This window comes from Sciscionella marina DSM 45152, from assembly GCF_000379465.1.
Classification (GTDB): Bacteria; Actinomycetota; Actinomycetes; order Mycobacteriales; family Pseudonocardiaceae; genus Sciscionella; species Sciscionella marina.
The window spans coordinates 1-24,296 of the sequence record NZ_KB905382.1 but is presented as its reverse complement, the minus strand read 5'-3'; the positions used below and the strand labels follow the sequence as shown (position 1 = coordinate 24,296).

Annotated in this window: 27 protein-coding genes and 2 pseudogenes; 12 read left to right on the top strand and 17 right to left on the bottom strand. The window is 68.0% G+C overall.

Going from position 1 to position 24,296, the window contains the following annotated elements; translation table 11 throughout:
* Nucleotide 1: 1 nt before the first annotated feature.
* From A37U_RS0110430 to A37U_RS0110415, 4 genes are read right to left on the bottom strand one after another with little or no spacing between them, the layout of a single operon-like run.
* Nucleotides 2–835: an ABC transporter permease gene (locus A37U_RS0110430; RefSeq protein ID WP_020496582.1), complete on the bottom strand. Its 834-nt coding sequence runs from the start codon at nucleotides 833–835 to the stop codon at nucleotides 2–4.
* Nucleotides 832–1,818, bottom strand: coding sequence for an ABC transporter permease (locus A37U_RS0110425; protein WP_020496581.1), 987 nt, complete (start codon nucleotides 1,816–1,818; stop codon nucleotides 832–834). Before A37U_RS0110425 ends, A37U_RS0110430 begins: the two co-directional genes overlap by 4 nt.
* A 13-nt stretch (nucleotides 1,819–1,831) precedes the next feature.
* Nucleotides 1,832–3,349 (bottom strand): ABC transporter substrate-binding protein, encoded by a 1,518-nt coding sequence (locus A37U_RS43070; protein ID WP_020496580.1) that lies wholly within the window; start codon nucleotides 3,347–3,349, stop codon nucleotides 1,832–1,834.
* An 18-nt stretch (nucleotides 3,350–3,367) separates the two neighbouring features.
* On the bottom strand, nucleotides 3,368–3,832 hold the full coding sequence (locus A37U_RS0110415) for a cupin domain-containing protein (RefSeq protein WP_020496579.1): 465 nt from the start codon (nucleotides 3,830–3,832) through the stop codon (nucleotides 3,368–3,370).
* 198 nt (nucleotides 3,833–4,030) lie between these two features.
* Between A37U_RS0110415 and A37U_RS0110410 the strand changes: the two genes are divergently transcribed.
* From A37U_RS0110410 to A37U_RS0110400, 3 genes are all read left to right on the top strand, one after another.
* Nucleotides 4,031–4,498 carry a GbsR/MarR family transcriptional regulator gene (locus A37U_RS0110410; RefSeq protein ID WP_020496578.1) on the top strand — a complete coding sequence of 156 codons (468 nt, stop codon included), beginning with the start codon at nucleotides 4,031–4,033 and terminating at the stop codon, nucleotides 4,496–4,498.
* Between the two features lie 3 nt (nucleotides 4,499–4,501).
* Nucleotides 4,502–5,326: a class I SAM-dependent methyltransferase gene (locus A37U_RS0110405; protein ID WP_020496577.1), complete on the top strand. Its 825-nt coding sequence runs from the start codon at nucleotides 4,502–4,504 to the stop codon at nucleotides 5,324–5,326.
* Nucleotides 5,327–5,439: 113 nt separating this feature from the next.
* A complete protein-coding gene (locus tag A37U_RS0110400; protein ID WP_051111608.1) occupies nucleotides 5,440–6,069 on the top strand; it encodes a TetR/AcrR family transcriptional regulator in 630 nt (209 codons plus the stop codon).
* Nucleotides 6,070–6,073: 4 nt separating this feature from the next.
* On the opposite strand, the gene A37U_RS0110395 is transcribed toward A37U_RS0110400, so the two are convergent.
* Entirely contained in the window at nucleotides 6,074–6,865 is a 792-nt protein-coding gene (locus A37U_RS0110395) for a PE-PPE domain-containing protein (RefSeq protein ID WP_026197072.1), read from the bottom strand.
* A 153-nt stretch (nucleotides 6,866–7,018) separates the two neighbouring features.
* Here A37U_RS0110395 and A37U_RS0110390 point away from each other — a divergent pair, with 153 nt between their 5' ends.
* Together A37U_RS0110390 and A37U_RS0110385 are read left to right on the top strand one after the other, a co-directional pair.
* Nucleotides 7,019–7,690, top strand: a complete 672-nt coding sequence (locus tag A37U_RS0110390; protein WP_020496574.1) for a response regulator transcription factor — start codon at nucleotides 7,019–7,021, stop codon at nucleotides 7,688–7,690.
* A complete protein-coding gene (locus A37U_RS0110385) occupies nucleotides 7,687–8,985 on the top strand; it encodes a HAMP domain-containing sensor histidine kinase (RefSeq protein WP_020496573.1) in 1,299 nt (432 codons plus the stop codon). Before A37U_RS0110390 ends, A37U_RS0110385 begins: the two co-directional genes overlap by 4 nt.
* Nucleotides 8,986–8,989: 4 nt before the next feature.
* Here the strand turns inward: A37U_RS0110385 and A37U_RS48205 are convergent, their stop codons facing one another.
* A complete protein-coding gene (locus tag A37U_RS48205; RefSeq protein ID WP_020496572.1) occupies nucleotides 8,990–9,460 on the bottom strand; it encodes a hypothetical protein in 471 nt (156 codons plus the stop codon).
* Between the two features lie 245 nt (nucleotides 9,461–9,705).
* Here A37U_RS48205 and A37U_RS0110375 point away from each other — a divergent pair, with 245 nt between their 5' ends.
* On the top strand, nucleotides 9,706–9,951 hold the full coding sequence (locus A37U_RS0110375; RefSeq protein ID WP_020496571.1) for a PLD nuclease N-terminal domain-containing protein: 246 nt from the start codon (nucleotides 9,706–9,708) through the stop codon (nucleotides 9,949–9,951).
* 4 nt (nucleotides 9,952–9,955) lie between these two features.
* Here the strand turns inward: A37U_RS0110375 and A37U_RS0110370 are convergent, their stop codons facing one another.
* The 6 genes from A37U_RS0110370 to A37U_RS0110345 all read right to left on the bottom strand — a co-directional run bounded on the left by A37U_RS0110370 (nucleotide 9,956) and on the right by A37U_RS0110345 (nucleotide 16,008).
* On the bottom strand, nucleotides 9,956–10,888 hold the full coding sequence (locus tag A37U_RS0110370; protein WP_020496570.1) for an MBL fold metallo-hydrolase: 933 nt from the start codon (nucleotides 10,886–10,888) through the stop codon (nucleotides 9,956–9,958).
* On the bottom strand, nucleotides 10,885–11,793 hold the full coding sequence (locus A37U_RS0110365; RefSeq protein ID WP_020496569.1) for a fumarylacetoacetate hydrolase family protein: 909 nt from the start codon (nucleotides 11,791–11,793) through the stop codon (nucleotides 10,885–10,887). The genes A37U_RS0110370 and A37U_RS0110365 overlap by 4 nt, the downstream gene beginning before the upstream one ends.
* 26 nt (nucleotides 11,794–11,819) lie before the next feature.
* Nucleotides 11,820–12,614: an SDR family oxidoreductase gene (locus A37U_RS0110360; protein WP_020496568.1), complete on the bottom strand. Its 795-nt coding sequence runs from the start codon at nucleotides 12,612–12,614 to the stop codon at nucleotides 11,820–11,822.
* Between the two features lie 49 nt (nucleotides 12,615–12,663).
* Nucleotides 12,664–13,686, bottom strand: a complete 1,023-nt coding sequence (locus tag A37U_RS0110355) for a hemolysin family protein (protein WP_020496567.1) — start codon at nucleotides 13,684–13,686, stop codon at nucleotides 12,664–12,666.
* Nucleotides 13,683–15,050, bottom strand: coding sequence for a hemolysin family protein (locus A37U_RS0110350; RefSeq protein WP_020496566.1), 1,368 nt, complete (start codon nucleotides 15,048–15,050; stop codon nucleotides 13,683–13,685). The genes A37U_RS0110355 and A37U_RS0110350 overlap by 4 nt, the downstream gene beginning before the upstream one ends.
* A gap of 118 nt (nucleotides 15,051–15,168) precedes the next feature.
* Nucleotides 15,169–16,008: an LLM class F420-dependent oxidoreductase gene (locus tag A37U_RS0110345; RefSeq protein ID WP_020496565.1), complete on the bottom strand. Its 840-nt coding sequence runs from the start codon at nucleotides 16,006–16,008 to the stop codon at nucleotides 15,169–15,171.
* 47 nt (nucleotides 16,009–16,055) lie between these two features.
* Between A37U_RS0110345 and A37U_RS54835 the strand changes: the two are divergent.
* Nucleotides 16,056–16,220 (top strand): annotated as a pseudogene (locus tag A37U_RS54835) (DNA alkylation repair protein); the annotation flags it as partial.
* A 388-nt stretch (nucleotides 16,221–16,608) separates the two neighbouring features.
* Here A37U_RS54835 and A37U_RS49485 read toward each other — a convergent pair.
* Nucleotides 16,609–17,046, bottom strand: a complete 438-nt coding sequence (locus tag A37U_RS49485) for a winged helix-turn-helix transcriptional regulator (RefSeq protein WP_083933368.1) — start codon at nucleotides 17,044–17,046, stop codon at nucleotides 16,609–16,611.
* Nucleotides 17,047–17,130: 84 nt separating this feature from the next.
* Here A37U_RS49485 and A37U_RS0110335 point away from each other — a divergent pair, with 84 nt between their 5' ends.
* Nucleotides 17,131–18,306 carry an MFS transporter gene (locus A37U_RS0110335; protein WP_020496562.1) on the top strand — a complete coding sequence of 392 codons (1,176 nt, stop codon included), beginning with the start codon at nucleotides 17,131–17,133 and terminating at the stop codon, nucleotides 18,304–18,306.
* A 7-nt stretch (nucleotides 18,307–18,313) separates the two neighbouring features.
* A complete protein-coding gene (locus A37U_RS0110330; protein WP_020496561.1) occupies nucleotides 18,314–18,979 on the top strand; it encodes a TenA family protein in 666 nt (221 codons plus the stop codon).
* On the opposite strand, the gene A37U_RS0110325 is transcribed toward A37U_RS0110330, so the two are convergent.
* Complete coding sequence (locus A37U_RS0110325; RefSeq protein ID WP_020496560.1) at nucleotides 18,976–19,827, bottom strand: NAD(P)H-binding protein; 852 nt, start codon at nucleotides 19,825–19,827, stop codon at nucleotides 18,976–18,978. The genes A37U_RS0110330 and A37U_RS0110325 overlap by 4 nt on opposite strands.
* Nucleotides 19,828–19,961: 134 nt before the next feature.
* Between A37U_RS0110325 and A37U_RS0110320 the strand changes: the two genes are divergently transcribed.
* Entirely contained in the window at nucleotides 19,962–20,549 is a 588-nt protein-coding gene (locus A37U_RS0110320; protein ID WP_020496559.1) for a TetR/AcrR family transcriptional regulator, read from the top strand.
* Here A37U_RS0110320 and A37U_RS43055 read toward each other — a convergent pair.
* Nucleotides 20,546–21,997: a pyridoxal phosphate-dependent decarboxylase family protein gene (locus A37U_RS43055; RefSeq protein ID WP_020496558.1), complete on the bottom strand. Its 1,452-nt coding sequence runs from the start codon at nucleotides 21,995–21,997 to the stop codon at nucleotides 20,546–20,548. The genes A37U_RS0110320 and A37U_RS43055 overlap by 4 nt on opposite strands.
* 80 nt (nucleotides 21,998–22,077) lie before the next feature.
* Between A37U_RS43055 and A37U_RS0110310 the strand changes: the two genes are divergently transcribed.
* On the top strand, nucleotides 22,078–22,530 hold the full coding sequence (locus tag A37U_RS0110310; RefSeq protein ID WP_020496557.1) for an Lrp/AsnC family transcriptional regulator: 453 nt from the start codon (nucleotides 22,078–22,080) through the stop codon (nucleotides 22,528–22,530).
* Between the two features lie 25 nt (nucleotides 22,531–22,555).
* On the opposite strand, the gene A37U_RS0110305 is transcribed toward A37U_RS0110310, so the two are convergent.
* Nucleotides 22,556–23,128: a TetR/AcrR family transcriptional regulator gene (locus A37U_RS0110305; RefSeq protein WP_240437541.1), complete on the bottom strand. Its 573-nt coding sequence runs from the start codon at nucleotides 23,126–23,128 to the stop codon at nucleotides 22,556–22,558.
* Between the two features lie 104 nt (nucleotides 23,129–23,232).
* Here A37U_RS0110305 and A37U_RS0110300 point away from each other — a divergent pair, with 104 nt between their 5' ends.
* A complete protein-coding gene (locus A37U_RS0110300) occupies nucleotides 23,233–24,069 on the top strand; it encodes an alpha/beta fold hydrolase (RefSeq protein WP_020496555.1) in 837 nt (278 codons plus the stop codon).
* Nucleotides 24,070–24,086: 17 nt separating this feature from the next.
* Here the strand turns inward: A37U_RS0110300 and A37U_RS0110295 are convergent.
* Nucleotides 24,087–24,296: pseudogene (locus A37U_RS0110295) on the bottom strand (IS110 family transposase); the annotation flags it as partial.

Here is a 24,296-nt window from a genome sequence, read left to right as displayed (position 1 = left end):
GTCAGGCCCTCCCTTCCGAACGGGCGATCACCCGGGAAACCCCTTCGGACACCAGGTTTCCGCCGATCGTGAACAGTGCGACGCACGCGATCGGCGCCAGCACGGCGAGCGACTGGATCCCGAGCGCGCTGCGGTTGCTGCTGATCATCTCGCCCCAGTCGGCGGTCGGTGGCTGAATGCCGTAGCCCAGATAACTCAGCGAGGCGATGGTGCCCACCGACCACATCAGCCGCACCCCGAACTCCACCAGTACCGGGGACATCACGTTCGGCAGCAGTTCGCGGGCCAGGATCGTGCGGGCGGGCAGGCCGACCGCGCGCGCCCAGGACACGTGTTCCCGTTCGAGCACCGGGAACACCGCGCCCCTGGTCACCCTGGCCACCCCTGGGAGATGACCGACCGCGACCAGCAGCACGAGCAGCGGTTTGCTCGGCCCGAGCATCGAGACGAACAGCAGGGCCAGCAGCACCCCGGGAAAGGCGAGCAGCACGTCCATCAGCCGCATCAGCAGCGTTTCCAGTATCCCGCCGCGAAACGCCGCGAGCAGCCCGATCCCCGCACCCACCACGACCCCGAGCAGCGCGGCGAGCACCGACATCCACACCAGCTGATAACCGCCCCACAGCACCCGGGAGAGCACATCGCGGCCGACCGTGTCGGCGCCGAACGCGAGCCCACCGCCCGGTTCCGCATACGGGGTGCCGATGATCCCGTTCGGCTGGTGCGGCGCGAACAGCGGACCGAGGAAGGTGAACAACAGCATCAGGGCGAGCAGCACGAGGCCGACGCGAACCTGGGCCGGGCGCAGGTATTTTCCCGCCGTGGCAAAGCTCATCGCCGCCTCCTCGTCCGGTTCGCCAGCACATCGGCCAGCGTGTTCAGCACATAGAACGCCGCGGCCATGAACAGCACGATGGCCTGCACGATCGGCAGGTCGTGATTGCCGACCGCGTCGACGAGCGCGGTACCGATCCCCGGATAGGAGAACACGTTCTCCACCACGATCAGCCCGGCAAGCGAATACGCGGCGACCAGGCTCGCGGCCGGGGTGATCGGGCCGAGCGCGTTCGGCAGCGCATGCCGGAACAGGATCCGCCGCATCGAAAGACCGTTCAGCACGGCCTGCTGGATGTATTCGCTCTGCAGCACATCGATGAACGCCACCCGCACCAACCGGGAAAGGTAGGCGACTCCCATGATCACCATCGCGGCGATCGGCAGCACCAGATCCGCCGGATGCCACCAGGGCAGATCGCCGGGCGGGATCAGCGCCACCGGCGGCAGCACGTGGAACAGCGTGGTGCCGAACAACGCGGCGAGCACCGTGCCGATGACGAAATCCGGAAGCGCGTTGGCGATCATCGAGGAACCGAGCAACGTCTTGTCGTAGAACCGGTCCCGCAGCCGCGCCGCGAGCATCCCGGTCAGCAGCGAGAGCGGGAGGATGAGCACCAAGGCGAACACCCCGAGCACCAAAGAATTGAGCAACCGCCCGGCGAGCAGTTCGCCGACCGGGTAGTGGTTGATCAGCGAGGTGCCCAGATCTCCGGTCAGCACCCCGCGCAACCAGTGCCAGTACTGCGCGACCAGCGTCTGGTCCAGGCCGAGCTGCACGCGCACCGCGGCCAGCTTCTCCGGGGTGGCATTGGTACCGAGCACGATCCGCGCCACATCCCCGGGCAGCGCCTCGGTGGCCAGGAAGATCAGCACCGAGACCAGGAACAAAGTCAGTACACCGAACAGCACCCGCATCCCGAGCCAGCGCAGGACGCGTGGCACCGGCCGGCTTTCGATGATCGGTTCCGCATTCGCCACCATGGCGCCACCTTCACTATTGACCGACCGAAACACCGGTCAGGTAGTAAACCGGGGGAAGGGACCGGGTCACGGGGAGCCCGGTGACCTGCTTGCGGTAGGCCGTCAGCAGATCGTTCCACGCGGGGATCAGCGTGCCGCCGCGATCATGCTGGATCCGGTCCATGCGCTGCCGGATCGCGCACTGCTGGGCCGGATCACCGGTACTGAGCAGTTCATCGGCTAGTGCGACGAATTCCTTGTCGTTCCACCGGGACACGTTTTCGGTCCCGTCCGGAAGCAGGCTGTTCTGGAGTATGGAGGCATAGGGACCCGAGTCGTATCCGGTCGCCACCGGCCATTCCTTCCAGCGCGCCAGGAATCCCGCGGTATCGAGTTTGTTGATTTTCACCGTGACTCCCGCGCGCAGGGCGTTCTGCTGCACCACCTGGGCGAGTTCCAGCATGCCCGGCTGGTCGTCCGCCGTGGCGATAGAGAACTCCAGGTGCGGCACTCTCGCCTCGGCGAGGAGTCGGCGCGCCTGGGCGATGTTCTGTGTGCGCTGTTCCGGGCCGGGGAACCCGCAGGCATTGTCGCGGATATCCAGATCATCGGCTACCGCCCCATGTCCGCTGAACGCATTGCGCACCACCTGTCGGCGGTCCACGAGCAACCGGACCGCGTTACGTACCCGCACATCGTCGAACGGGGCCAGGTCGGTACGCATGCCGAGGACAAGGTGATTGTTCGAGCGACTTTCCAGTAGCCGCAATCCCGGTGTGTTCGCCAGGGAATCGGCCTGCTGCGAAGGGATTTGTGCGGCGATGTCGATCTGACCGCCCTGCAATGCGTTGATCTCGGCCTGACGGCTGGGCAGGTCGAGAATTTCCAGCCGGGCGATCTTCGCCGGACCGCCCCAATAGCGTGCGAACCTGGTGAAGATCGAGCCCCGGCCGGGTTCGGCGGTGACATAACGGAAGGGCCCGGTGCCGATCGGGTGCCGTGGGTCGAATCCTCGCGGCACCATCACCAGGTAGTAGTTCGACCACACCTGTTCGAACAGCGAGAACGGCCGCTTCAACCGGAACCGCACGGTGAGATCGTCCACCTTGGTGATCCTGTCCGGATCCACGAAGGACAGCAGCGCGGCACCCGCGCTGGCCAGTCGCGGATCGAGTATCCGGCGGACGCTGTAGATCACGTCCTCGGCACCGAACGTCCTCCCGTCATGGAGCCGCACATTCGGTCGTAGTTTCACCGTCCACTCGTCGAGCGTGGCGTTCGGCCGCATCGCGACCGCGAGCGACCAGGTGACCTTCCCGGACGGCGACAACCTGGTCAGTCCATCGAACAATTGCGCGACCCGAACCGATTGCGCTTCCGCCGAGGTCGAACTGTACGGGTCCAGCCGCTCCGAACTGTTGCCATGGATCCCGATCTTCAGCGTCCCACCGGCACCGACCCTGGTGATCGGCGGGGCACACGCGCCGACCACCAGGGCCAGGATGACGGCCAGGACCTTGATGCGGAAGCAGCGGCTGCTCCGTTGTGCCATCCCGGCTCCTGAGCGGTATCAGGGGCGCGAGGCGCCCTCGTCCGATTCGTAGCTCGGATTCAGCGAGAGCGCGGAAAACCGGAATGGGCGGTCCACCCTGTTGAATCCCAGCGGACAGTGCCGCACACCGGCCGGGATGTACACCGATCCGCTGGTGGTGATGATGTGCCGCTCGCCTTCGATATCGAAATACAGCTCAGCACCGAGGTCACGCGGATCGTCCGGATTGTTGCCGGTCCAGATCAGCACTTCGTCATAGGGGTGCTCATGCTCGATCACCCACTGGATCGGAGTGTCCCGTTCCTTGATCCACATGTGCGACATGTGGATCCGGCTTTCCGGCACATCGGCGGAACGCATCAGTGCCAGCCCCTCGCCCAGGTTGTCCGGAGTCGGCAGGCCCGCCGCATCGCCTTCGTTGGCGAAATCAGCGAGGCAGTCCTGCATGTCCCGGACAATCAGATGCTCGTAAGTGCTTGGCATACCGACTCCTTTGTGCGGTGGGATTTGTGCCGTCCACGGTAAGGCGATGCGGCGAAAACAGACCTTCTCCGGCAGCGGGTATTCCCGCACAGTCAACCGCTGTTCTCTGGCAGCCAAGCCCTTGCCGGCGCGCGCTCACAGTCGTACAGTTCGTTCAGAATCTTCTAAACGACGATGCGATGATGGGCAGGTGTGCGAATGACCCCGGAGGAGGCCGAACTGGTCGACCGGATCGGGCTGTTCATGGAAACCGTCGGCGCACCGCGCACCATCGGCCGGATCTACGGCTGGCTGATGGTCTGCGATCCGCCGGAACAGTCGCTGACCGAACTGGCCACGGCGCTGCGGGTGAGCAAGGCCTCGATCAGCACCATGATCCGCCCGATGCAGGAGGGTGAGCTCGTGGAACGGCTTCCCTCTGCCTCCCGGGAGCACTACTACCGGGTCGTTCCCGGCGGATTCACCCAGCTGCTCCAGGTACAGCTCACCCGGATGCATGCCGGGGCCGAGGCCGCGGAGTTCGGGCTCTCGGTGCTCGGCGAACAGCGCACCCAGCAGCGGGAGCGGCTCGCGGACCTGCGGGACTTCTGCCGGTTCGCGGCGACCGAGATCGGCGATGACCTCATGCGGCGCTGGGCGGATTACCGCGCGAACAACAAGGAGTGAGCGATGCGGACCGACAAGGTCGATTTCACCGGTGTGCAGTCCACGATGTTGGTGACGTTGTACCTGCGGGCCCTGGACAGCAGGGATCCCGAACCCATTCTCGGTGACCGGTTCGCGGCCGAGGCCGTGGAACGGATCGATTACGACTGGGCGAGGCTCGACAAGCCGTCCATCAAACGCAGCCGGACGGTCGCCGCACTGCGCCCGAAGCAGTTCGACGACTGGACCGCGGATTTCCTGCGCCACAACCCGGATGCGACCGTGCTGCAACTCGCCTGCGGGCTGGACACCCGGGCCTTCCGGCTCACCCTGCCCAGCGGGGTGCACTGGTTCGACGTCGACCTGCCCGAGGTCATCGAATTGCGCCGCCGGCTCTACGCCGAGACCGGGACCTACCACATGCTCGCCGCCTCGGTCACCGAACAGGTGTGGCTGGACGAGATCCCGGCCGATAAACCGGTGCTGATCATCGCCGAGGGCCTGCTGATGTACCTGCCGGAGCACGAAGTACGGCAGCTGCTGCACCGGCTCACCGAACGCTTCCCCTACGGTGAACTGATCTTCGATGGATTCCTTCCCTGGGTGCCCAAACTGACCCAGCTGATGAAAAAACTCCTCGGCGAGCGGTACGAATACCCGCCGTACCGGACCGGAATCCGCGACGGCTCGGACATCGAGCGGTGGAATCCCCGGCTGCGCTGCCGCGAACGCGTCGCCATCATGGACCGGATCGGCGAGACGAATACCGGCCGCGACCGCATTCTCCGGCTGATGCGGCGTTTCGACTGCCTCCGGAATATGTTGTGCCTGTTCCGTTTCGAGTTGTGAACCGCATTCCCCGGGAACCCGGGACGTAGCCCGCGACCGGTCCGCACAATGTGCCGAGGGAATCACCGTTCCTATGCGGATCCGGCAATCCCGTTGCTGTTACGGTGGTCAGCGTGATCGGCGAGCACGGGAACGGCAAGCTGACGCGCGGGCGGCACGGGCTGAGCCGCGAACAGGTGAGCGCCGTGCAACGGGCCCGGTTGCTCGATGCGATGGCGCGGGTGGTCGCCGAGCAGGGCTATGTGAAGACCTCGGTGGCCGCGGTGCTCCGGCGCTCCGGGGTGGGGCGCGAGACCTTCTACGAACTGTTCACCGACAAACAGGACTGTTTCCTCGCCGCCTACGACGCGGTGGTCGAACGGCTCGGCACGGCGACCCGGCAGGCGCTCGGCGATACCGGCAGCGCGCTCGAGCGGTGGAGCCGAGGACTGGCGAGTTATCTGAACACGCTGGCCGCGGAACCCGAACTGGCCCGCACCTTCCTGATCGAGGTCTACGCGGCGGGCCCGGTCGCGTTGGCCAAACGCGCCACGGTCCAGCGGCTGTTCGTGGACGCGATGATCGGGATCCTCGGGGTCACCGGCGAGCGGGACCGGTTCGCCTGCGAGGCCCTTGTCGCGGCGACCAGTTCGCTGGTGACCACCCGGCTCGGTGCCGGGGGCGGCGCCACCCTTCCGGAGTTGCACGAACCACTGGTGGGCCTGGCCCGCGAACTGTTCGGGGCCAGACCCGGCGAGCAGTAGCGGATCAGGCGGGCGGTGTCGGCGGGTGACAGTTCTGCCTGCCCAGCGGGGTGGATGCGTTGTCGTAGACGCCATCGGCCAGGGTGTCGCCCATGATCGAGCGGTGATCATCGGGACGCAGCCACTGGTAGCACTGGTGCTGGGCGAAGTATCCGCCCGGCGCCTCCGGCGTTTCGAAATTGCACACCCCATCGGTCTCGATGCAGTACCGGATGTAGGGGATCCCGCCGAAGTCGGTGCGCCCCGGGCCGAACGAGACATAGCCGCCGAACGGTGAGGGCGCCCCGGTCCCCGCGGGAAGCACCGCGCTGATTCCCCTGCTCTGCGGTCCGACCGGCTGCATCGGGTCGGCGTAGAGCTTCGCGGAGAACCGGGACTTGTCCACGCCGAGTTTCCCGTCCGCGATGTCATCGAGCATCATGTCGGCCACGATGGCGCCCTGCGAGTAGCCGACGACGGTGAACTCCGCGCCGGGGTTCTCCCCGAACGCCTCCTGCACCACCCGGTCGCCCTCGGTGTGTCCGGCGGCGACGCTCTGATCCATCGGTGTCTGGTCGCAGCCGGGCAGTCCGGCCGCTCCCGCCGGGTACTGCACGACCTTGCGGATCCCGCCCTGCAGCCAGGCCTGGTCGTAGACTCCGGCGTTTCCATCGCAGGTCCCGCCGACGAGGATGTAGTAGTGCGGCCCGCCCTTGGGCGCGGCGGTCTCGGCCGGGGCGATGCCGCTCATCGACCCGAACAGCGTCAGGACCGCCCCCGCGACCATTACCGGTCGCAGTTTTCGTAGCAGATTCATCACGAGTCCCCTGGTTCCACAGTGCCGCAGTTCCGGACCGCGGCAGATCCGGCACGGAGAGTATCACGAACACCAGTGTTCGTATAGTGTGCGCGAACGTGCACTCCCCCCTGTGTTCGGCGGATTTCACTCATCCGGGCACAGAATGTGTCCATGGCACGGGTACTGGTGATCGAAGACGCCGAGGCGATCCGGGTCGCCGTGGAGACGGCGCTGACCGGGGCCGGGCACGAGGCACTCGCCCGCGCCGACGGGACGGAACTCGAACAGGACCTGGTGCGGTTCCATCCGGACCTGGTCCTGCTCGATCTGCGGTTGCCCGGCAGGGACGGGTTCGCCCTGCTGGAGCTGATCCGCGCGCACGGCTGCGCGGGCGTGGTGATCATGACCGCCCGGGACGCGGTCGGCGACCGGGTGCACGGGCTGCGCTGCGGTGCCGATGACTACGTGGTGAAGCCGTTCGTCCTGGAGGAACTGCTCGCCAGAGTGGATTCGGTGCTGCGCAGAACCGGGGGTCTGCCCGCGGTGGTGGACACCGGCGAACTGGTGCTCGATCCGCAGTCGAGCAGTGTGCTGCGCGGCGGCGCGCGGATCGAACTGACCTCGACCGAGCTGCGCCTGCTGGACTACCTCGCCGCGCACCGCGGACGGGTGCTGAGCAAGACCCAGCTGCTCGACGCGGTCTGGGGTTATCAGGAATACGACCCGAATCTGGTCGAGGTACACGTCAGCGCGCTGCGCCGGAAACTGGAAGCACACGGCCCCCGCCTGGTGCACACCGTGCGCGGCAGCGGTTATGTCTTCCGCGCCGAGGCAGCGGAATGACCGGCCTGGTCACGACCTCGCTGCGGCGCCGGGTACTGGTCGCCGTGCTCGCGGTGTTCCTCGCGGTCCTCGCCGCGACCGTGCTCGCCGTGGGGCTGCTGTTCTCCGCCGAATCGGCGAAGGCGGTGAACACGGTGCTCGCCGACCGGATGCGGCTCGCCCGCCAGCTGGACGCGCGTGGGGTGCCGCCGGAGCAGCTGATCCGCCGCCTCGACCGGCGAGCGGTGCGTGCCGAACTCGACCTGCCCGATGGCCGCGTCTACGGCCGGGTGCCCGGTGAGGACCGCGCGGACAGCAGGACGGTCCGGTTGCGCGACGGTTCCCGGCTGATCCTCGCCCCGGAGACCCGGTTGCTCTCCGGGGCGCAGGGCACGCTGATCCGGGTACTGATCATCACCGGCATCGTGGCACTCGCCGCCACCACCGTGCTGATCATCCTCGTGGTCCGGATGGCGCTCGCCCCGCTGGACACCATGGCAGGCATGGCGCGCCGGATCGCGGCCGGTGAACGGGGAAACCGGCTCGCCCCGCGGCGCACCGATACCGAGATCGGCCGCACCGCCCAGGCCATCGACGAGATGCTGAACGCACTGGAAGGCGCGGAGCACCAGGCGCGGGAATCGGAACTGAGCACCCGCCGGTTCGTCGCGGACGCCGCGCACGAGCTGCGCACCCCGATCGCCGGGATGTCCTCGGTGGCCGAGGTACTGCTCGGCGGCGGCGAACTCGAACAGCAGCAACGAGAACGGCTGCGCACCCTGCTGCGCGGGCAATCCCGGCTCGCCGCCAAACTCGTGGAGGACCTGCTCGATCTGGCCAAGCTGGACATCGGGATCAGCCTGGACCGCGAGCCGCTCGAACTGCACGGGCTCGCCGAGGCCGAATGTCAGCGGATTCGGCTGGCGCACAACGGAATGCACGCCACGGTCCGCGGAACCGCCACGGTGTGCGCGGATCCCGCGCGGGTCACCCAGATCCTGGTCATCCTGCTGGACAATGCCGCACAGGCCACCCCGGAGGACGGCCGGATCACCGTGGATATCCGTGCTGCCAACGGTTTCGCCCTGCTGCGGGTCATCGACTCCGGCCGCGGTGTTCCCGCGCGGGAACGGGAGCGCATCTTCGACCGGCTGGTCCGGCTCGATCCGGCGCGGGCGCAGCGGCCGGAGGGCAGTGGGCTCGGGCTAGCCATCGCCCGCGGGTACGCCCGCGCGCACGGCGGCGAGCTTCGTTGTGTGACACCGGAAAGCGGCAGCGGAGCCGCGTTCGAGCTCACGCTGCCGCTTTCCGGCTGAGCCGCTACTTGCCTGCGCCCCGGTCGGCGATCGCGGTCGCGGTCACCGTGTCCCCCGCCTTGTCCGCGCGGAGCCCGACCTTGTCCCCGGTGTGCACATCGGTGATCTTCTCCGGTTTCTTTCCGGGCACCGCGCGCACCTTGGTCTTGTCGTTCACCGCATAGCTCTTCGTGTATCCGTCCGAACTGCGCACCGTGATCGAGGAAGCGTTCACCGCGGTCACCGCGCCGTGCTGGATGTCGATCACCCGGTGCTTCTTGCCGTTCATGGTCAGTTCGCCGTGCGATACCCGGGCGAGCGGGGACCGATGCTTGTGCTTGCCCGGCTGCGGCTTGTGGTCCGGCTGCTGTTTCTGGTCTGCCGACGGTTGCGGGGCGGCGGGCTGGGTGTCCGCGGCGGCGACCCCGGCACCGATACCGGAGACCGCGAGCACTGCGGCGGCGATCCCGCCGACCAGCTTCGTCCTGTGCTGCATCTGCATCCTCCTTCACGTGCGGCGGCGACCGGTTCGCCGCCGTCCACGCCAAGGCTGAGCGGAAAAACTGTGCGAATCCTGAGTTTCCCGCCCGTGCCGGGCACATCTTCAGCAATCGTTCAGCAACGCGGTGGAAGCACCCGCATCGGTCTCCGGTCGGATGGCCGATCCGACTGCGGGCCGATGTGAGCGAACACGAAGTGTGGTTAGCGTGAGGACGTCGATCGGGAAAGGATCACGTACTCATGCTTGCCACACACACCACCGTCCTCGCCGACTCCGTCTCCGGACTGGGGTTCGGATTGGCGATCTTCCTCACCCTGGTCGCCCTGGCCTACGTGGTGTTCATCGTGGCCGCCTTCGTGAGCATCATCTTCTCGAACATCGACGGCGGAATGAAGATCGTCTGGCTGATCTTCGCACTCTGTGCGCCGTTCCTCGGTTCGCTGTGCTGGTTCCTGATCGGCAGGCGGCGCCGGCCCATCGGCTGAGGCTTCAGGCCAGACAGGTCAGTGGTTTTCCGCCGTTGTAGTCGACCATCTCGGTGAGCGCGGTCACGGTGTCGATGGTGCCACCGCGCGGTGTTCCGCCGAGTTCGGCGTAGGCACGGTGCAGATTGCCCACGATGCGCTCGGCGTCGGGCCAGTCCGCGAACCGGCCGAGCTCGGTGTCCCGCGCGGCCCGCAGCGGCGGAATCCCCTCGGCATGCCCGCGTTCGGCCAGGTCGAGCACGAAGCGCAGATAGGCCAGGGTGTCCGCGATGGGCGCGTCGTCGTGGAACACCGGGCCGTGGCCGGGCACGATCGTGTCCGCCCCGAACGGCCGCACCACCTGCTCCAGCACCTCGATCGCGCCCGTGACCGAGCCCATCAGCAGGAAGGGCGTGCCGCCGTGGAACACCAGGTCCCCGCAGAACAGCACGGAACGCTCGGGGAACCAGATCACCGAGTCGTTGTTGGTGTGCGCGGGCGAACCGACATAGCGGACCTCGGCGCGCAGCTCGCCGAACCACAGCGTGACCTGATCGGTGTAGGTCAGAAACGGTGGTTCGAGCGGGAGGTCGCCCCATTCGGGGTTCTGCCACCAAGGCAGTTCGCGGGCGGGCCCGAACGCGATCGCCTCGGCACGGGTCCGCTCGTGGGCCACGATCGTCGCCTGCGGGAACAGGGCGTTGCCGAAGGTGTGGTCGCCGTGGTGATGCGTGTTCACCAGGGTGCGCACCGGCGCGCTGGTCACCGAGGCGATGGTCTCGAGCAGCGCGCGGGTGCGCCGTTCGGTGGAACAGGAATCGAAGGCGGCGACACCCTGCGGGCCGACGGCGAACCCGGTGTTGTTGATCCACCAGGTTCCGTCCGGCTGCACATAGGCGTAGATGTCCGCGGAGACTTCCTGCAACCGCGGCCTGCCCGGCACGGTGATCTCGGTCATCGGTCCTCCTCCCGCAGCGGAACGACGGGCGCGCCCTGCTCGATGCGGGCCTCGATCGCGCCGAGTCCCCGTGCTTCCAGGCGCACCCGGTCGCCGGGCCGCAGCCACGGATACGCCTCGGGGCCGTGCGTGCGGGAGAGCTCCAGGATGCAACCGGTGCCGACGGTTCCGGAGACGATCAGGTCCCCGGGCAGCACCCGGGTGCCGCGCGAGGCGTAGGCGATCATCTCGCCGAAGCTCCAGTACAGGTCGTCCAGGCGGCCCGCGCTGTACGGGCGGCCGTTGACCGAGGCGGACATGCTGGCGGCACTGTCCAGTTCATCGGCGGTGAGCAGCCACGGCCCGCAGCTGTGCGCGGAGTCCTTTCCCTTGGCCGGGCCGAGATTGAGTTTCATCTCCGCACCCTGCAGGTCCCGGGCGCTCCAGTCGCAGAACAACAGGTAGCCTGCCACGTGCTCGATCGCGGTGCGCGGATCGAGGTCGGCGCCCTCCCGGCCGATCACCGCGGCGATCTCCAGTTCGTAGTCGAACGCGGCGCTGCCCGGCGAGACCGGGACCGGTTCGGTGGCCCCGCGCGCCGCGGCGGGGTTGGTGAAGTAGAAGACCGGTTGCCGGTACCACAGCGGATCCACCTCGACCCCGATCGCGGCGAAGGAGGTGACCACGTGGTTCTCGAAGGCCATGAAGTCCCGGATGGACGGTGGCCGCGGAATCGGTGCCAGTAACCGGACCGAATCCGGATCCACCGCCGGTTCGGCCAGTGCCCGTTCGGCGGCCTCGGTGAGCCGTTCGGCCTGGATCAGGCCGAGCAGCGTTTCGCCGAGGGGCGCGGGATGCAGTCCGGCCGCACTCCAGACTCCCGCCCGTTCGCTGCCCTGTTCATCGGCGAAGGTACTCCAGCGCATGCACGCTCCTTTCCACGGTGCCACACTCAGCTTCCCACGAGACCACCGTTGCTCAGCAACAGTTGCCCGTTCACCCACTGGCCTTCGGGCGAACAGAGGAAAGCGGCCAGGTGCGCGGTGTCCTGCGGAGTACCGAGCCTGCCGAGCGGTGTCGCATCCCGCACTGTTTCCTGCAATTCCCCGGACATCCAGCCGGTGTCCACCGGACCGGGATTGATGACATTGGCGGTGACACCGAGGTGCGCGAGCTCCCGCGCCGCGGCGAGGGTGATCCGGTCCATCGCGCCTTTGCTTGCCCCATAAGGGAGATTACCCGCGGTGTGATCACTGGTGAGGCTGATGATCCGGCCGGGGCCCCCGTTCTCCGAAAGCCCGGCTGCGGCGAACCGCAGGCCGAACTCGCGGATCAGCAGCCAGGTGGCGCGAGCGTTGACCGCGAAGTGCCGGTCGAAGCTTTCCACCGTCGTGCCGAACAGATCCGAATCGACCGATTCGCAGTGGCACAGCACCAACGCGCTGATCCCGCCGAGGGCGTGTTCCACCTCCGCGAACACGCGCGCCGGGGTGCCGGGATCGGCGAGATCGGCTTCCACCGCCACCTGCACCGCGCCCCGTTCGGCGAGTACACCGGCGATCGCCTCGGTCGCGCCGGGTTCGAGACCCCAGGGCATCCGCCGGTCGTAGGCGTTCCAATAGGTGAAGGCGATGTCCCAGCCCGCGGCGGCAAGTTCACCGGCGATACCCGCGCCGATGCCCGCGGTGCGCCCGACACCGGTCACCAGGGCCACCGGCCGCGAGGAGTGTCGCTCGGGATCCGTCACGACACCGGATCCTCGGTGAACCGGACCGGGACGGCAACCGCTTTTCGGTTCAGGGAGCGGGTTCTTCTGGCGACAGAGTCCGTGGCAGCAACCGTTCGAGCAGATCGTGCAGCGTCACCAGGCCGTGGGTGTGCTCACCGGTCCGGATCAGGGCGAGGTGCTGGTGGGTCCGGCGCATCGCGGTCAGCGCGGCCGCGATGGGGGTCTCCGGGGGCAGCATCAGATGCGGGCGGAGGTGTTCGGCTGCGGTGGTGTTTCCGGGCTGGGTGAGCACATCCCGGACGTGCACGATGCCGTGGATCCGGTGCCCATCCCGGACGATCAGCCGCAGATGCCCGCTGTCCCGCGCAGCCCGCAGGATCTGTTCGCGGGTGGCCCCGGGTGGGATACCCACCGGTTCGGCGCCACCGCTGATGATGCTTTCGATGGCCTGGCTGTGCAGGTCGAGCACGGTGGTGAGCTGTTCGTGGCGCCGTGGGTCGAGGGTGCCCGCCTGTGCCGAGTGATCCAGGAGCTGGCGCAGTTCCTCGGGCCGTTGCCCAGCGGTCATCTCGTCCACCGGCTGGATACCCGCGCGGCGCAGGAACCGGTTGGCGAGATCGTTCAGCCCGACCAGCAGCGGCCGGGTGAGCCACATGAACCCGCGCATCGGGATCGCGAGCAGGGTCGCGGAGCGCTCCGGATGCGCGATCGCCCAGGACTTCGGCGCCATCTCCCCGACGACCAGGTGCACGAAAGTGACCACGAACAGCGCGAGGAGGAAGCCGAGCACATCCGCGGTCGTCGCGGGCAACCCGGTGCCGTGCAGCAGCGGGGTGAGCAGATTGTGCACCAGAGGCTTGGTGACCGCACCGAGCGCGAGCGTGCACAGGGTGATGCCCAGCTGCGAACCGGCGAGCAGCAGGGACAGTTCACGGGCGCTGCGCAGCGCCATGCGTGCGGCGAGGCTGGTGCCCGCGGCCTCTTCGAGCCGGTGCCTGCGGGCCGCGACGAGGGCGAACTCGACCGCGACGAAGAAGGCGCTGAGCACGATCAGCGCCACCGAGATCGGCACGGCCACCGCGGTACTCATGAGCGCTCCGCGGGATGCTGGCTCAGTGAGACCCGCCCGGGAACGCGCCGGTCCAGCGCGTCGACGGTGACCACGAGATGCCCGGCCGGTTCCTCGGCGCCGGGCCGGGCGGGCAGCGCGAGGGTGACCGTGTCCCCGGTCTCCGGCAGCCGCTGCAGGCTCGCCATCACCAGCCCGGCGACGGTCTCGTAGTCCCCGCGCGGCAGATGCTGTTCGAGCAGGCGCTCGACCTCGTCGATGTGCGCGGTCCCGGGAAGGCTCCAGGTATCACCGGCGCGCGTGATCCGGTCGGCATCGGTGCGGTCGTGCTCATCCGCGATCTCCCCGAGCAGTTCCTCGGCGATGTCCTCGACGGTGATCACCCCGGCCAGCCCGCCGTACTCGTCCACGACGCAGGCCAGCTCGTCCCCGGTGGCGCGCAACCGGTCCAGCACCGCGGGCAGGGTCAGCAGCGAGGGCACCACGAGCGCGGGCGTGGCCAGTTCGCCCGCCAGGGTGGTCTCCGCCCGGTCCGGGTCGAGTTCGAGCACCGCACGCAGGCACAGCAGACCACGCACGTCATCGACGTCCTCGCCGAGCACGGGAAGGCGGGAGTGCCCGGCCGCCATCAAGGCATTGGCTTCGGCGACCGGTTGCTCCGCGCGAATGGTGACCAGCCGGGTGCGCGGGATCATGGCGTGCCCTGCGGTGCGCCCGTACAGATCCAGGGTGCGTTCCAGCAGCCCGGACAGCTCGGCGGGCAGCGCACCGTTCGCCCGCGAAGCCGCGAGGATGCCTTCCAGATCGCGCGCGGTGGCCGCGTGTTCGACATCGTGCACCGGTTCGATGCGGACCGCCTCGAGCAGCAGGCTCGCCGCCCGGTCGAACAGCCAGATCAGCCAGCCGAACAGGGCCAGATACAGCCCGGTGGACCAGGCCAGCCGACGGGCGAGCGGTTCCGGGCGGGCGATGGCCAGGTTCTTCGGCACCAGTTCGCCGAGCACCATCTGCACCACCGTGGAGAAGACCAGCGCGAACACCGTGCCGACCGCGATCCCTGCGGTGGGAGCCACGCCCGCGCCACCGAGGAGCGTGCCGAGCCCTTCCCCGATCAGCGGTTCCGCCGCGTACCCCACCAGCAGCCCGGTCACCGTGATCCCCAGCTGGGCGCCGGAGAGCAGGAACGAGGTGCGGCGGGCGATCCGCAGCGCATGCCGGGCCCGGGCGTCACCCGCGTTCGCGCGCACCGTCAGCCCGGCCCGGTCCACGGCCATGTAGGCGAACTCCTGGGCCACGAAATACCCGGTCAGCGCGGTCACCAGGACCACGACCAGCACCCCGAGCAGGACCGTGATCAGCGCGGTGAACACGAGCCCACCCGCCACGACCGATGGGCACCGCCGTTCCTACATCGGGACGGGTCCATGACTCCTCTCCGTAAGCCGCACACCGGGAATGTTCACTATACGCATCAGCGGAGCCGGAAGTTCCCGGCGAACGAGCTCAGCCGAGCTTGGCGAGCTCCTCGGCGAGCGGTTCCAGGATCGCGGGGCGATGCGGCGGCGGCAGGTAGATGATGGCCAGGTCGAGCCCCTGTTCGCCGAGCGCGGCGGCATCCGCGGCCACCTTGGCGAAGTCGTCGTCCTCACCCAGCCGTACATGGCTGGACAGGGTGATCTCCTTGGGGTCCCTGCCGAGCTCGGCGCAGTGCTGGTGCAGCACCTCGCGTTTGCGGGCGAACTCCTCGGGCGAGGCACCGAGATAGTTCCAGTGCTGGGCATATTTCGCGGTGGTGCGCAGGGTCCGCTTCTCTCCGTTGCCGCCGATGCAGATCGGCGGGTGCGGGCGCTGTATCCCCTTGGGTTCGCTGCGCGCCTCGGTCAGCTGGTAGTACTCGCCCTGGAAGGTCGTCGTCTCCTTGGTGAGCAGGCCGACCAGCACCTCGCAGCCTTCCTCGAAACGGTCGCTGCGCTGTTTGGCGGTGCCCAGTTCCATGCCGTAGGCGCCGGATTCCTCCTCGTTCCACCCGGCGCCGATCCCGAGTTCGAGCCGCCCGTTCGAGACGATGTCCAGGGTGGCGGCCATGTTCGCGAGCACCGCGGGGTGCCGGTAGTGGATGCCGGTGACCAGGGTGCCGAATCGCAGCCGCTTGGTGGCCTGGGCCAGCGCGGTCAGCGTCACCCAGCCTTCGAGGCAGGGACCGGTCGGGTCGGAGAAGATCGGGTAGAAATGGTCGAAATTCCAGCCGGACTCGAAGATCTCGATGTCATCGGCCGCCTGCCAGACGGCGAGCAGGTCCGACCAGGTGGTGTTCTGCGGCGAGGTTTTGAAGGCGAAACGCATATCGTCGATCCTAGGCCGAATCCGGCAGGTGATCGAGGGGGACCGAAGTGGCCGGAACGGCCGTGACCGAGGTACTTGCCGAACTGGCCGGGTTCGAGGATCCCGAGGCGCGCGCCGTGAACGAGAAGCACGGTGACGATCACGGGGTGAACCTCGGCAAACTGCGCGCGGTCGCGAAACGGCTGAAAACCCGACTGGAACTCGCCCGCGAACCTTCGGACGGGCCGGACCCGGTGATCGCGGCGGCAGCCTGGGCATGGACCGCCGAACGCGCTCATCGGCAGCATGCTGTGCCAACCAGGTGTGTACCAGCTGGATCCGTATGGCGGGCTGCTGCGCAACGGCCGGCCCACACCAATCGGGCACCCACTGTTCGGTCAGGCGGCCGCAGCGTGGCAGCAAGAGCTGCCGCAGGCCGCGGTGCGTGGATTCGTGATCCTGCACCCGGCTACGGCGGGCACTATCGAGGTACACGACGATCCGAACCACCCGATCATCTTCCTCGACCACGAACACGCCGCGGACGTACTCGGCTCGTGGTCGGTACCGGAATCCGGGCACATCGACCGGATTCTGTTGCTGCGCCTGCTTACCCGACAGCTAACCGATCTTGTGCACTCGCGTGGTTTCGGCGCCCAGTACGCTGCCGTCCACGCCGCTCGGTACGAACTCCGGGACCGGTTCGCCGTGCTGATCGACGAGCGTGGAGTGGGCTTCGCCGGGCGCGAAGGCGTGCCGTTCGCCCCACTGGCGCAGGGTGAGGATGACCGGGAAGAGGTCGCGACCGGCCTCGGTGAGCGCGTATTCCTTGCGGCGCCCGGATTCCGCGGTGTGCTGCTCGAGGAAGCCGTGCGCGATGAGTTTGCGCAGCCGGTCGGTGAGGATGTTGCGCGCGATTCCGGTGCGCCGCTGGAATTCGGTGAATGAGCGCGCACCGTCCATGGCGTCCCGGATGACCAGCAGGCTCCACCGGTCGCCGATGAGGTCGAGGGCGCGGGCGACGGGGCAGTCGGGGTCGGTCCAGTCCGGGACGTTCATGACACCTTCCAATGAGTTGCAGATTGAAACCATTATGCCGTACGGTCGAATAAGTTGCAAAATGCTACTGATTCGGAGGTTGTCATGAACGGCTGGCGGCGGTTGCTGCTCGCGATGGTGTGCGGGGTCGCGGTGGCGAACATCTATGCCGCGCAACCGGTTCTGGCGCCGATGGGCCGCGCTCTCGGGGTGCCCCCGGATTCGGCCGGGTGGATCGTCGCGGCCGGTCAGCTCGGCTATCTGGCAGGACTGGCGCTGCTGGTGCCACTCGGTGATGTGGCCGAGCGGCGGCTGCTGATCGCCGCACAGCTGGCGCTCACCGCGTTCGGCGCACTCCTGACGGCCACGGCTTCCGTTGCCTGGCAGGCGTTCGCGGGGCTCGCAACGGCCGGGCTGTTCGCGGTCGTGGTGCAGACGACGGTCGCTTACACGGCCTCGGTCTCCTCGCCCGCCGATCGCGGCCGGAACATCGGGGTGGTGACATCCGGGGTCGTGGTGGGCATTCTCGGCGCCCGGGTGATCACCGGAGCTCTGGCGCAGCTGTCCGGCTGGCGCACCGTCTACGCCGTGCTCGCGGTGCTCGCCATCGGGCTCGCGGCACTGGTTCTCGTGCTGCTGCCCGCCGAGCGACGTCCCCGTGTCACCGGGGGATACCGATCGGCGCTCGGCGCACTCGGCGGACTGTTCGGGCAGCGGCTTTTCCTGACCCACGGGCTCATCGCGTTCTTTCTGTTCGCCTCGTTCGGCACCCTGTGGAGCGGACTGTCCCTGCCGTTGGCCGCGCAGCCTTGGCAGCTCAGTGATGCGCAGATCGGGTTGTTCGGCATCGCCGGGCTCGCCGGTGCGCTCGGCGCGGTACGCGCGGGCCGCTGGGCGGACGCGGGATGGACGGCCCGGGTCACCGTCGGCGCGCTGAGCCTGCTCATCCTGTCCTGGGCGGCGATCGCGCAGCTGCCCTGGTCACTGTGGCTGCTCGGCGCCGGAATCGTCCTGCTCGACTTCGCGGTCCAGGCCGTACAGGTCAGCAATCAGCACGTGCTCACCACCGCGTATCCGGATCGCACCAGCGGGGTGCTCGGCGGTTACATGGTCTTCTACTCGCTCGGCTCCGCCCTCGGCGCGGCCACGACCACCGCCGTCTACACCGCGCACGGCTGGCTGGGCACCGCCGTCCTCGGCGCCGGATTCGCGGCCTGCGCACTGATCACCGCGGTGACCGCACGGCGGCCGGCCCGGGAGGAGGAGCCCGCACTGGTGTAATGGCTGCATGTCCTTCGATGCACAGCACGGCACGTTCTCCGAGTGGTTGCGGGCGGCGGCCGAACCTGACTGGACCGCGGCGGTCACCCATCCCTTCGTGGACGGCCTGTACACCGGCGAGCTCGCCGAACCGGTGCTGCGCCGCTATCTGGTGCAGGACTACCAGTTCGTGGACCGGTTCGTCGCACTGCTCGGTGCCGCGGTGGCCGGTGCGGACACCGTGGACGGCCGGATGGTGCTCGCCCGCCAGCTCGGGGTCATCGGCGGCGGGGAGAACACCTACTTCCAGCGCAGTTTCACCGCACTCGGGGTACCGGAGGCCGATCGCGAAGCCCCGGCACTGCATCCGGTCACCGAGGCGTTCAACCGGCTCATGGACCAGGCACGGGCGAGCCTGGACTATCCGAGCTGCCTCATCGTGCTGACCGTTGCCGAATGGCTCTACTCCGACTGGGCCGAGCGCGCCCCGCAAACCCCGCCGCGGAACGCCATCTGCGCGGAGTGGATCGAACTGCACCGTGGCCCGGAATTCACCGCCTGGGTGGACTGGCTGCGCGCCGAGCTCGACCGGCTCGGTCCCGGACTCACCGCGGAGGCCGCCCGGGGATGCCGGGAACTGTTCTGCCGGGCGACCACACTGGAACGCGAATTCTTCGACGCCGTCCGGCCTTAGCCGATGTCCGCGGCGAGCCGGTCGGCGACGCTGCTCGGCTCGCGGCCGAGCAGTTCGGTCAGCACCGGGCTGGCCTCGGCGAGGTACCCCTCCCTGCTGGCCTGGTAAAAGGTCAGCAGCAGCCGGGCCATCTGTTCCGGGAAACCGGCGGCGATCTGGTCGGCGACCCACTGTTCGTCGTCCAGGACCACACGCTCGATGGTGCGGCCGGTGAGCTCGGTGGCGATCGCGGCGGCATCGACAAAGGTGATCGCCTTCGCCGCGGTGAGGTCGACCGGGCCGTCGAGGGAGCGGTCCCCGGCGAGCAGGGCCGCGATGCCCTCGGCCACCTCGGCACGGTCGACGTAGGGAACGGGACCGTCTTCCGGCTGGGCGATCACCCCGGTCCGCTGCCACGGGCCGAGCACCTGCTCCAGCGGGCCGTAGGCGGCGTTGCGCAGCGCCGTCCAGGCGACTCCGGATTCGGCGAGGAACGCTTCGGTGGCGAGATGGAATTCCGTCGGCGGGTACGGATTACCGGGGACGGCGCCCTGCTGGCTCGTGTAGAGGACGCGCCGTGCGCCCGCCGCGACGGCGGCTTCGATGGCGTTGCGGTGCTGGGCGGCGATGTCGGCCGCCGGGTCGTTGCCGGACACCAGCAGCACCTGCTCGGCGCCTTCGAACGCGTCCCGCAGCCCGGCCGGATCCTCGTAGGAACCCTGTCGCACACGCACACCCCGGTCGGCCAAGGACCGCGCCTTGGTGACATCGCGGACGCTGACCCCGATCCGCTCGGCGGGCACCCGCTCGAGGAGGTATTCGACGGTCGCGCTTCCGAGCCCTCCGGTAGCTCCGGTGACAACGATCATGTCCGTGGTCCTTCCTGCGCATCGATAAGTTGACTGGTCTGGTCAAGTTGACCCTCGCCGACTACTGTAGGTAAACTGACTCGGTAAGTCAAGTTGTGTTCGTACGTTCGAGGGTTCGAGAGGCGGTGACGGGCATGGCCGGTGCGACAGCTCCGGGACCTCGGCTGCGCGCCGATGCCGAGCGCAATGCCGAGCAGATCAGACGTGCGGCGATCGATGCCTTCCACGGCAGAGGGCTGACCGTGCCGCTGGAAGAGGTCGCCAAAGTGGCTGGGGTGAGCAAGGGCACGATCTTCAACCGGTTCGGTGGCCGGATCGGCCTCATCGAAGCCGTGATCGAAGAAGTGGTCGCCACCGAGCTGTACGCCATCATGGACCGCGCCCGGTCCATCGGGGAACCCGGCGAGCGGCTGCGGTACTACGTGACCGCGATCCGCGATCTGCAATACCGGCAGCCCGCCCTGGTGGACACGATGCTGCAGATCTACCCCGACTCGACAAACCTCATGGCGATCTGCCGGGCAGGCACCGAGATCCACGAGGAACTCGTCACGGCGAGCCGGGCCAGCGGCGCACTACGGCCGGATTTCACCGCCGACGATCTCCAGGTGCTGCTCCACGACAACGCCCTCGCCCTGAAACACGGAACCCGCCCGGAACGCGAGGACTACGACCGCCGAACCACCTACGTGCTCGACGGAATCCACACGCAGGGAGCCTAAGATCGCGCGTAGGCGGCCAGGCGGTCCACGACGAGATCGATATCCGCTTTCGTGGTGCGGTGATTGGTCACGCAGGCGCGAATCCCGGTCCGCTCGCCGAGCCGGGCCGGTCCGAGCAGCGCGGTCCCCTCGGTGATCAGCTCGCGCAGAATCGCGGTGTGTTCGGCATCGGTGCGGCCATCGATCCGCAGGCACACCGCGGTGAGCGTGACCGGGTTGAGCAGCTCCAGGCCCGGCTCGGCCGCGACCCGCCGCCCCAGATGAGCGGCGAGTTCCAGGCAGCGCCTTGCCGCATCGCGGAACGCGCCCGCCCCGAAGGTACGCAGCGCCGCCCACACCTTGAACGCCTTGAAGCCCCGGGACAATTGCGGCCCGTAGTCCATGAAATCGATCATCAGCGGATCGGGCTCGACCGTCAGATACGCCGCGGAAAAGGAGTAGGCCGCGCGCAAGGATTCCGCGTCGCGCACCACCAGGCAACCGACTTCGTACGGGGCGAACAGCATCTTGTGCGGATCGAGCGCGATCGAATCGGCGCGCGAGCATCCGGCGAACAGCTCTCTCGTCTGCTCGGCGAGCACGAACAGCGCGCCGTAGGCACCGTCGACGTGCAGCCACAGCTCGTGCTTCCCTGCCACATCGGCGATTTCGGCGATCGGGTCGACCGATCCACTTGTCACCGTGCCCGCGGTGGCCACGACGCAGCACGGTTCCCGCCCGGCCGCGCGATCGGCACGCACCGCCTCCTCGAGCAGATCGACGCGCATCCGGAACTGTTCATCGGTGGAGATGTGGCGCACATTGTCCAGCCCGAGCCCGAGGATCGCGGCGGCCTTGTCCACGCACCGGTGCGCCTCCTGCGAGGTGTACACCACCAGCGGTGGCCGGTGCCGGTCCTGCAGTCCCCGCCGCCGGAAGTCCGGCCGGCGCGCGACGAGGGCCACGGTCAGCGCGTTCAGCGTGGCCACCGATCCCCCGCTGGTGAGGATTCCCCCCGCGGCGGCACCCAGTTCGAACAGTCCGCTCAGCCAGCGCACCACCGATCGTTCGATCACGCTGGCTGCGGGGGAAAGCTGCCAGAAGTTGCAGTTCTGGTTCAGGGTGGCCGCGATGGCATCGGCATAGGGGCCGACGCTGTTCGGCGGTCCCTGCACATAGGCGAGAAACCGCGGATGGGCCACCGCCGTCGAATTGGGCAGCACGCGCTCGTACAACTCGGCGAAGAAGGCGTCCACCCCGATTCCCTCCTCGGGAACCGGTTCGGTCAGCAGCTCGGCGAGCACGTCCCGGTCCAGGGCGGGAAGCAGCGAACGCTCGGGCAGGGAACGTTCGTAGTCGTCCAGGAAACGGGTCAGCAGTTCGTTGGCCCTGGCGCGCGCCGCGGGGCCGAAGACGAGCGGGCTCGGCTGAACGTCGTCCTCGTGCACCGGGGTGGATTCGATGGCCATACCGGGAATGCTAGGCGCCCGAGAACGGCACCCGATTGCGAAAATGCTGGTGAACCCGCCCTTTTGTAGCATGTCGTGTCATGGATCAGATCGACCACGCAATCCTGAACCAACTGCGTGCGGACGGCCGGCTGGCGAACAACGAACTCGCCGAACGAGTCGGCCTCTCCCCATCCCCGTGCCTGCGCCGGGTTCGCGCGCTGGAGGAGGCGGGGGTGATCACCGGTTACCACGCCAATATCGAGCCGAAAGAACTCGGCAAGGGACTGCACGTCCTGCTGCATGTGGAACTGGCCGAGCAGCGCGGGGAAACGGTCGAGGCCTTCGAAGCGGCCGTCCAGGAACTGGAGGAAGTGGTGGCCTGTCAGCGGATGTTCGGCTCCCCCGACTACCTGCTGCACCTCGCGGTCCGCGATATCGAGGACTACGAGCAGGCCTACATGGCGAAACTGACCCAGCTGCCCGGTATCGCGCGCACCACGTCCCAGTTCACCATGAAGACCGTCAAGTCGACGCCCGGCTTTCCCTATTGAGCACCGCCCCTACTGAGCGCCGCCATTATTGAGTAGCGCCCTCACCGAGCAGCGCCTCGGCCGCGGCGCGCGCGTGCCCCGCGGCATCGGGGTTGCCCGAGATGGCCGCGGTGACCTGAGCCCCCTCGGCGAGGATCGCCAGTTGTGGGGCCAGTTCGGGTGGTTTCCCCGCCTCGGCGACGAGCGTGGCGACGTACTTCTGGAACGTCTCCTTCTGCTCCCGGACCACCTTCGCCACTGCGGTCGAGATGGCGCCCATCTCCCCGTGGGTCTTGATGAACGCGCAGCCGCGGAAATCCGGCTCGCGGAACCAGCTGTCCAGGAAGTCGAAGATCGCCAGGATGCGCTCCCGCGGCGTGTTCGCCTTCCGGGCCGCCGCGGCGAGCCCGGTGTCCCACACCTGGACGCGGTGGCGCAGCACGGCCACGATGAGCTCGTCCTTCGAGGCGAACAGGGAGTAGATCCGCTTGAGCGAGACTCCGGAGCGCTCCCGCACCGCGTCCATGCCGACGGCCTGCACGCCGCGCGCGTAGAACAGCTCATCGGCGGCCCGGACCACCTCGTCCCGGGCGGTGTCCTTGTCGATCACGTCACTCACCCAATCCTCTGACGCCCACCCCTTGCGCGGAGAACGTTCGTTCTCTACTCTAGCAAACACACGGAGAACGATCGTTCTCCAGGAATCGAGGAGGCATCCGGATCATGGGTCACATCGAGGTCGGCACCGAGAACAGCACCACGACCGAGCTCTACTACGAGGATCACGGCAGCGGACAGCCGGTCGTGCTCATCCACGGCTACCCCTTGGACGGCAGCAGCTGGGAGCTGCAGTCCCGCGAGCTGATCGCCGCGGGGTACCGGGTGATCACCTACGACCGGCGCGGTTTCGGCAGGTCAAGCAAGGCAGGCACCGGTTACGACTACGACACCTTCGCCGCCGACCTGAACACCCTGCTGGAAACCCTCGATCTGCGCGAGGTCATCCTCGTCGGGTTCTCCATGGGCACCGGCGAGCTCGCCCGCTATGTGCACAACCACGGGCACGAGCGGGTCGCCAAGCTCGCCTTCCTCGCCTCGCTCGAGCCGTTCCTGCTCGAGGCGGCGGACAATCCGACCGGGGTCCCGCAGTCGGTGTTCGACGGCATCTCCGCGGCCGCCTACGCGGATCGCTACGCCTGGTTCACCCAGTTCTACAAGGATTTCTACAACCTCGACGAGAATCTGGGCAGCCGCATCTCATCGGAGGTGGTCACCGCGAACTGGAACACCGCCACGGGCAGCGCTCCGGTCGCCGCGTACGCCGTGGTCCCGACCTGGCTCGAGGATTTCCGCGCGGATGTGGCCGCGGTACGGGCCAGCGGTAAGCCCACACTCATCGTGCACGGCACGGCGGACAACATCCTGCCGATCGACGCCACCGGACGGCCGTTCCACGCCGCCTTCCCGGAGGCCGAGTACGCCGAGATCGACGGCGCACCGCACGGCTTGCTGTGGACGCACGCGGCCGAGGTGAACGAGTTGCTGCTTCGGTTCCTCTAGGGATCCTTCTATGTTCGTCAAGCCGGGCTGATGGCTGGTTCGGCGGAGTTGAGGATCCGGTAGATCTGGTGGGCGAGGTAGCGCTTCAAACAACGACGGATCTCTTTGGTGGTGCGGCCCTCGGCTCGTCGTCGCTCGATGTAGGCGCGGGTTTGTGGGTCGTGTGTCATGCGGGTGAGGACGGCGATGTGCAGGGCCCGGTTCAGACGCCTGTCGCCGCCGCGGTT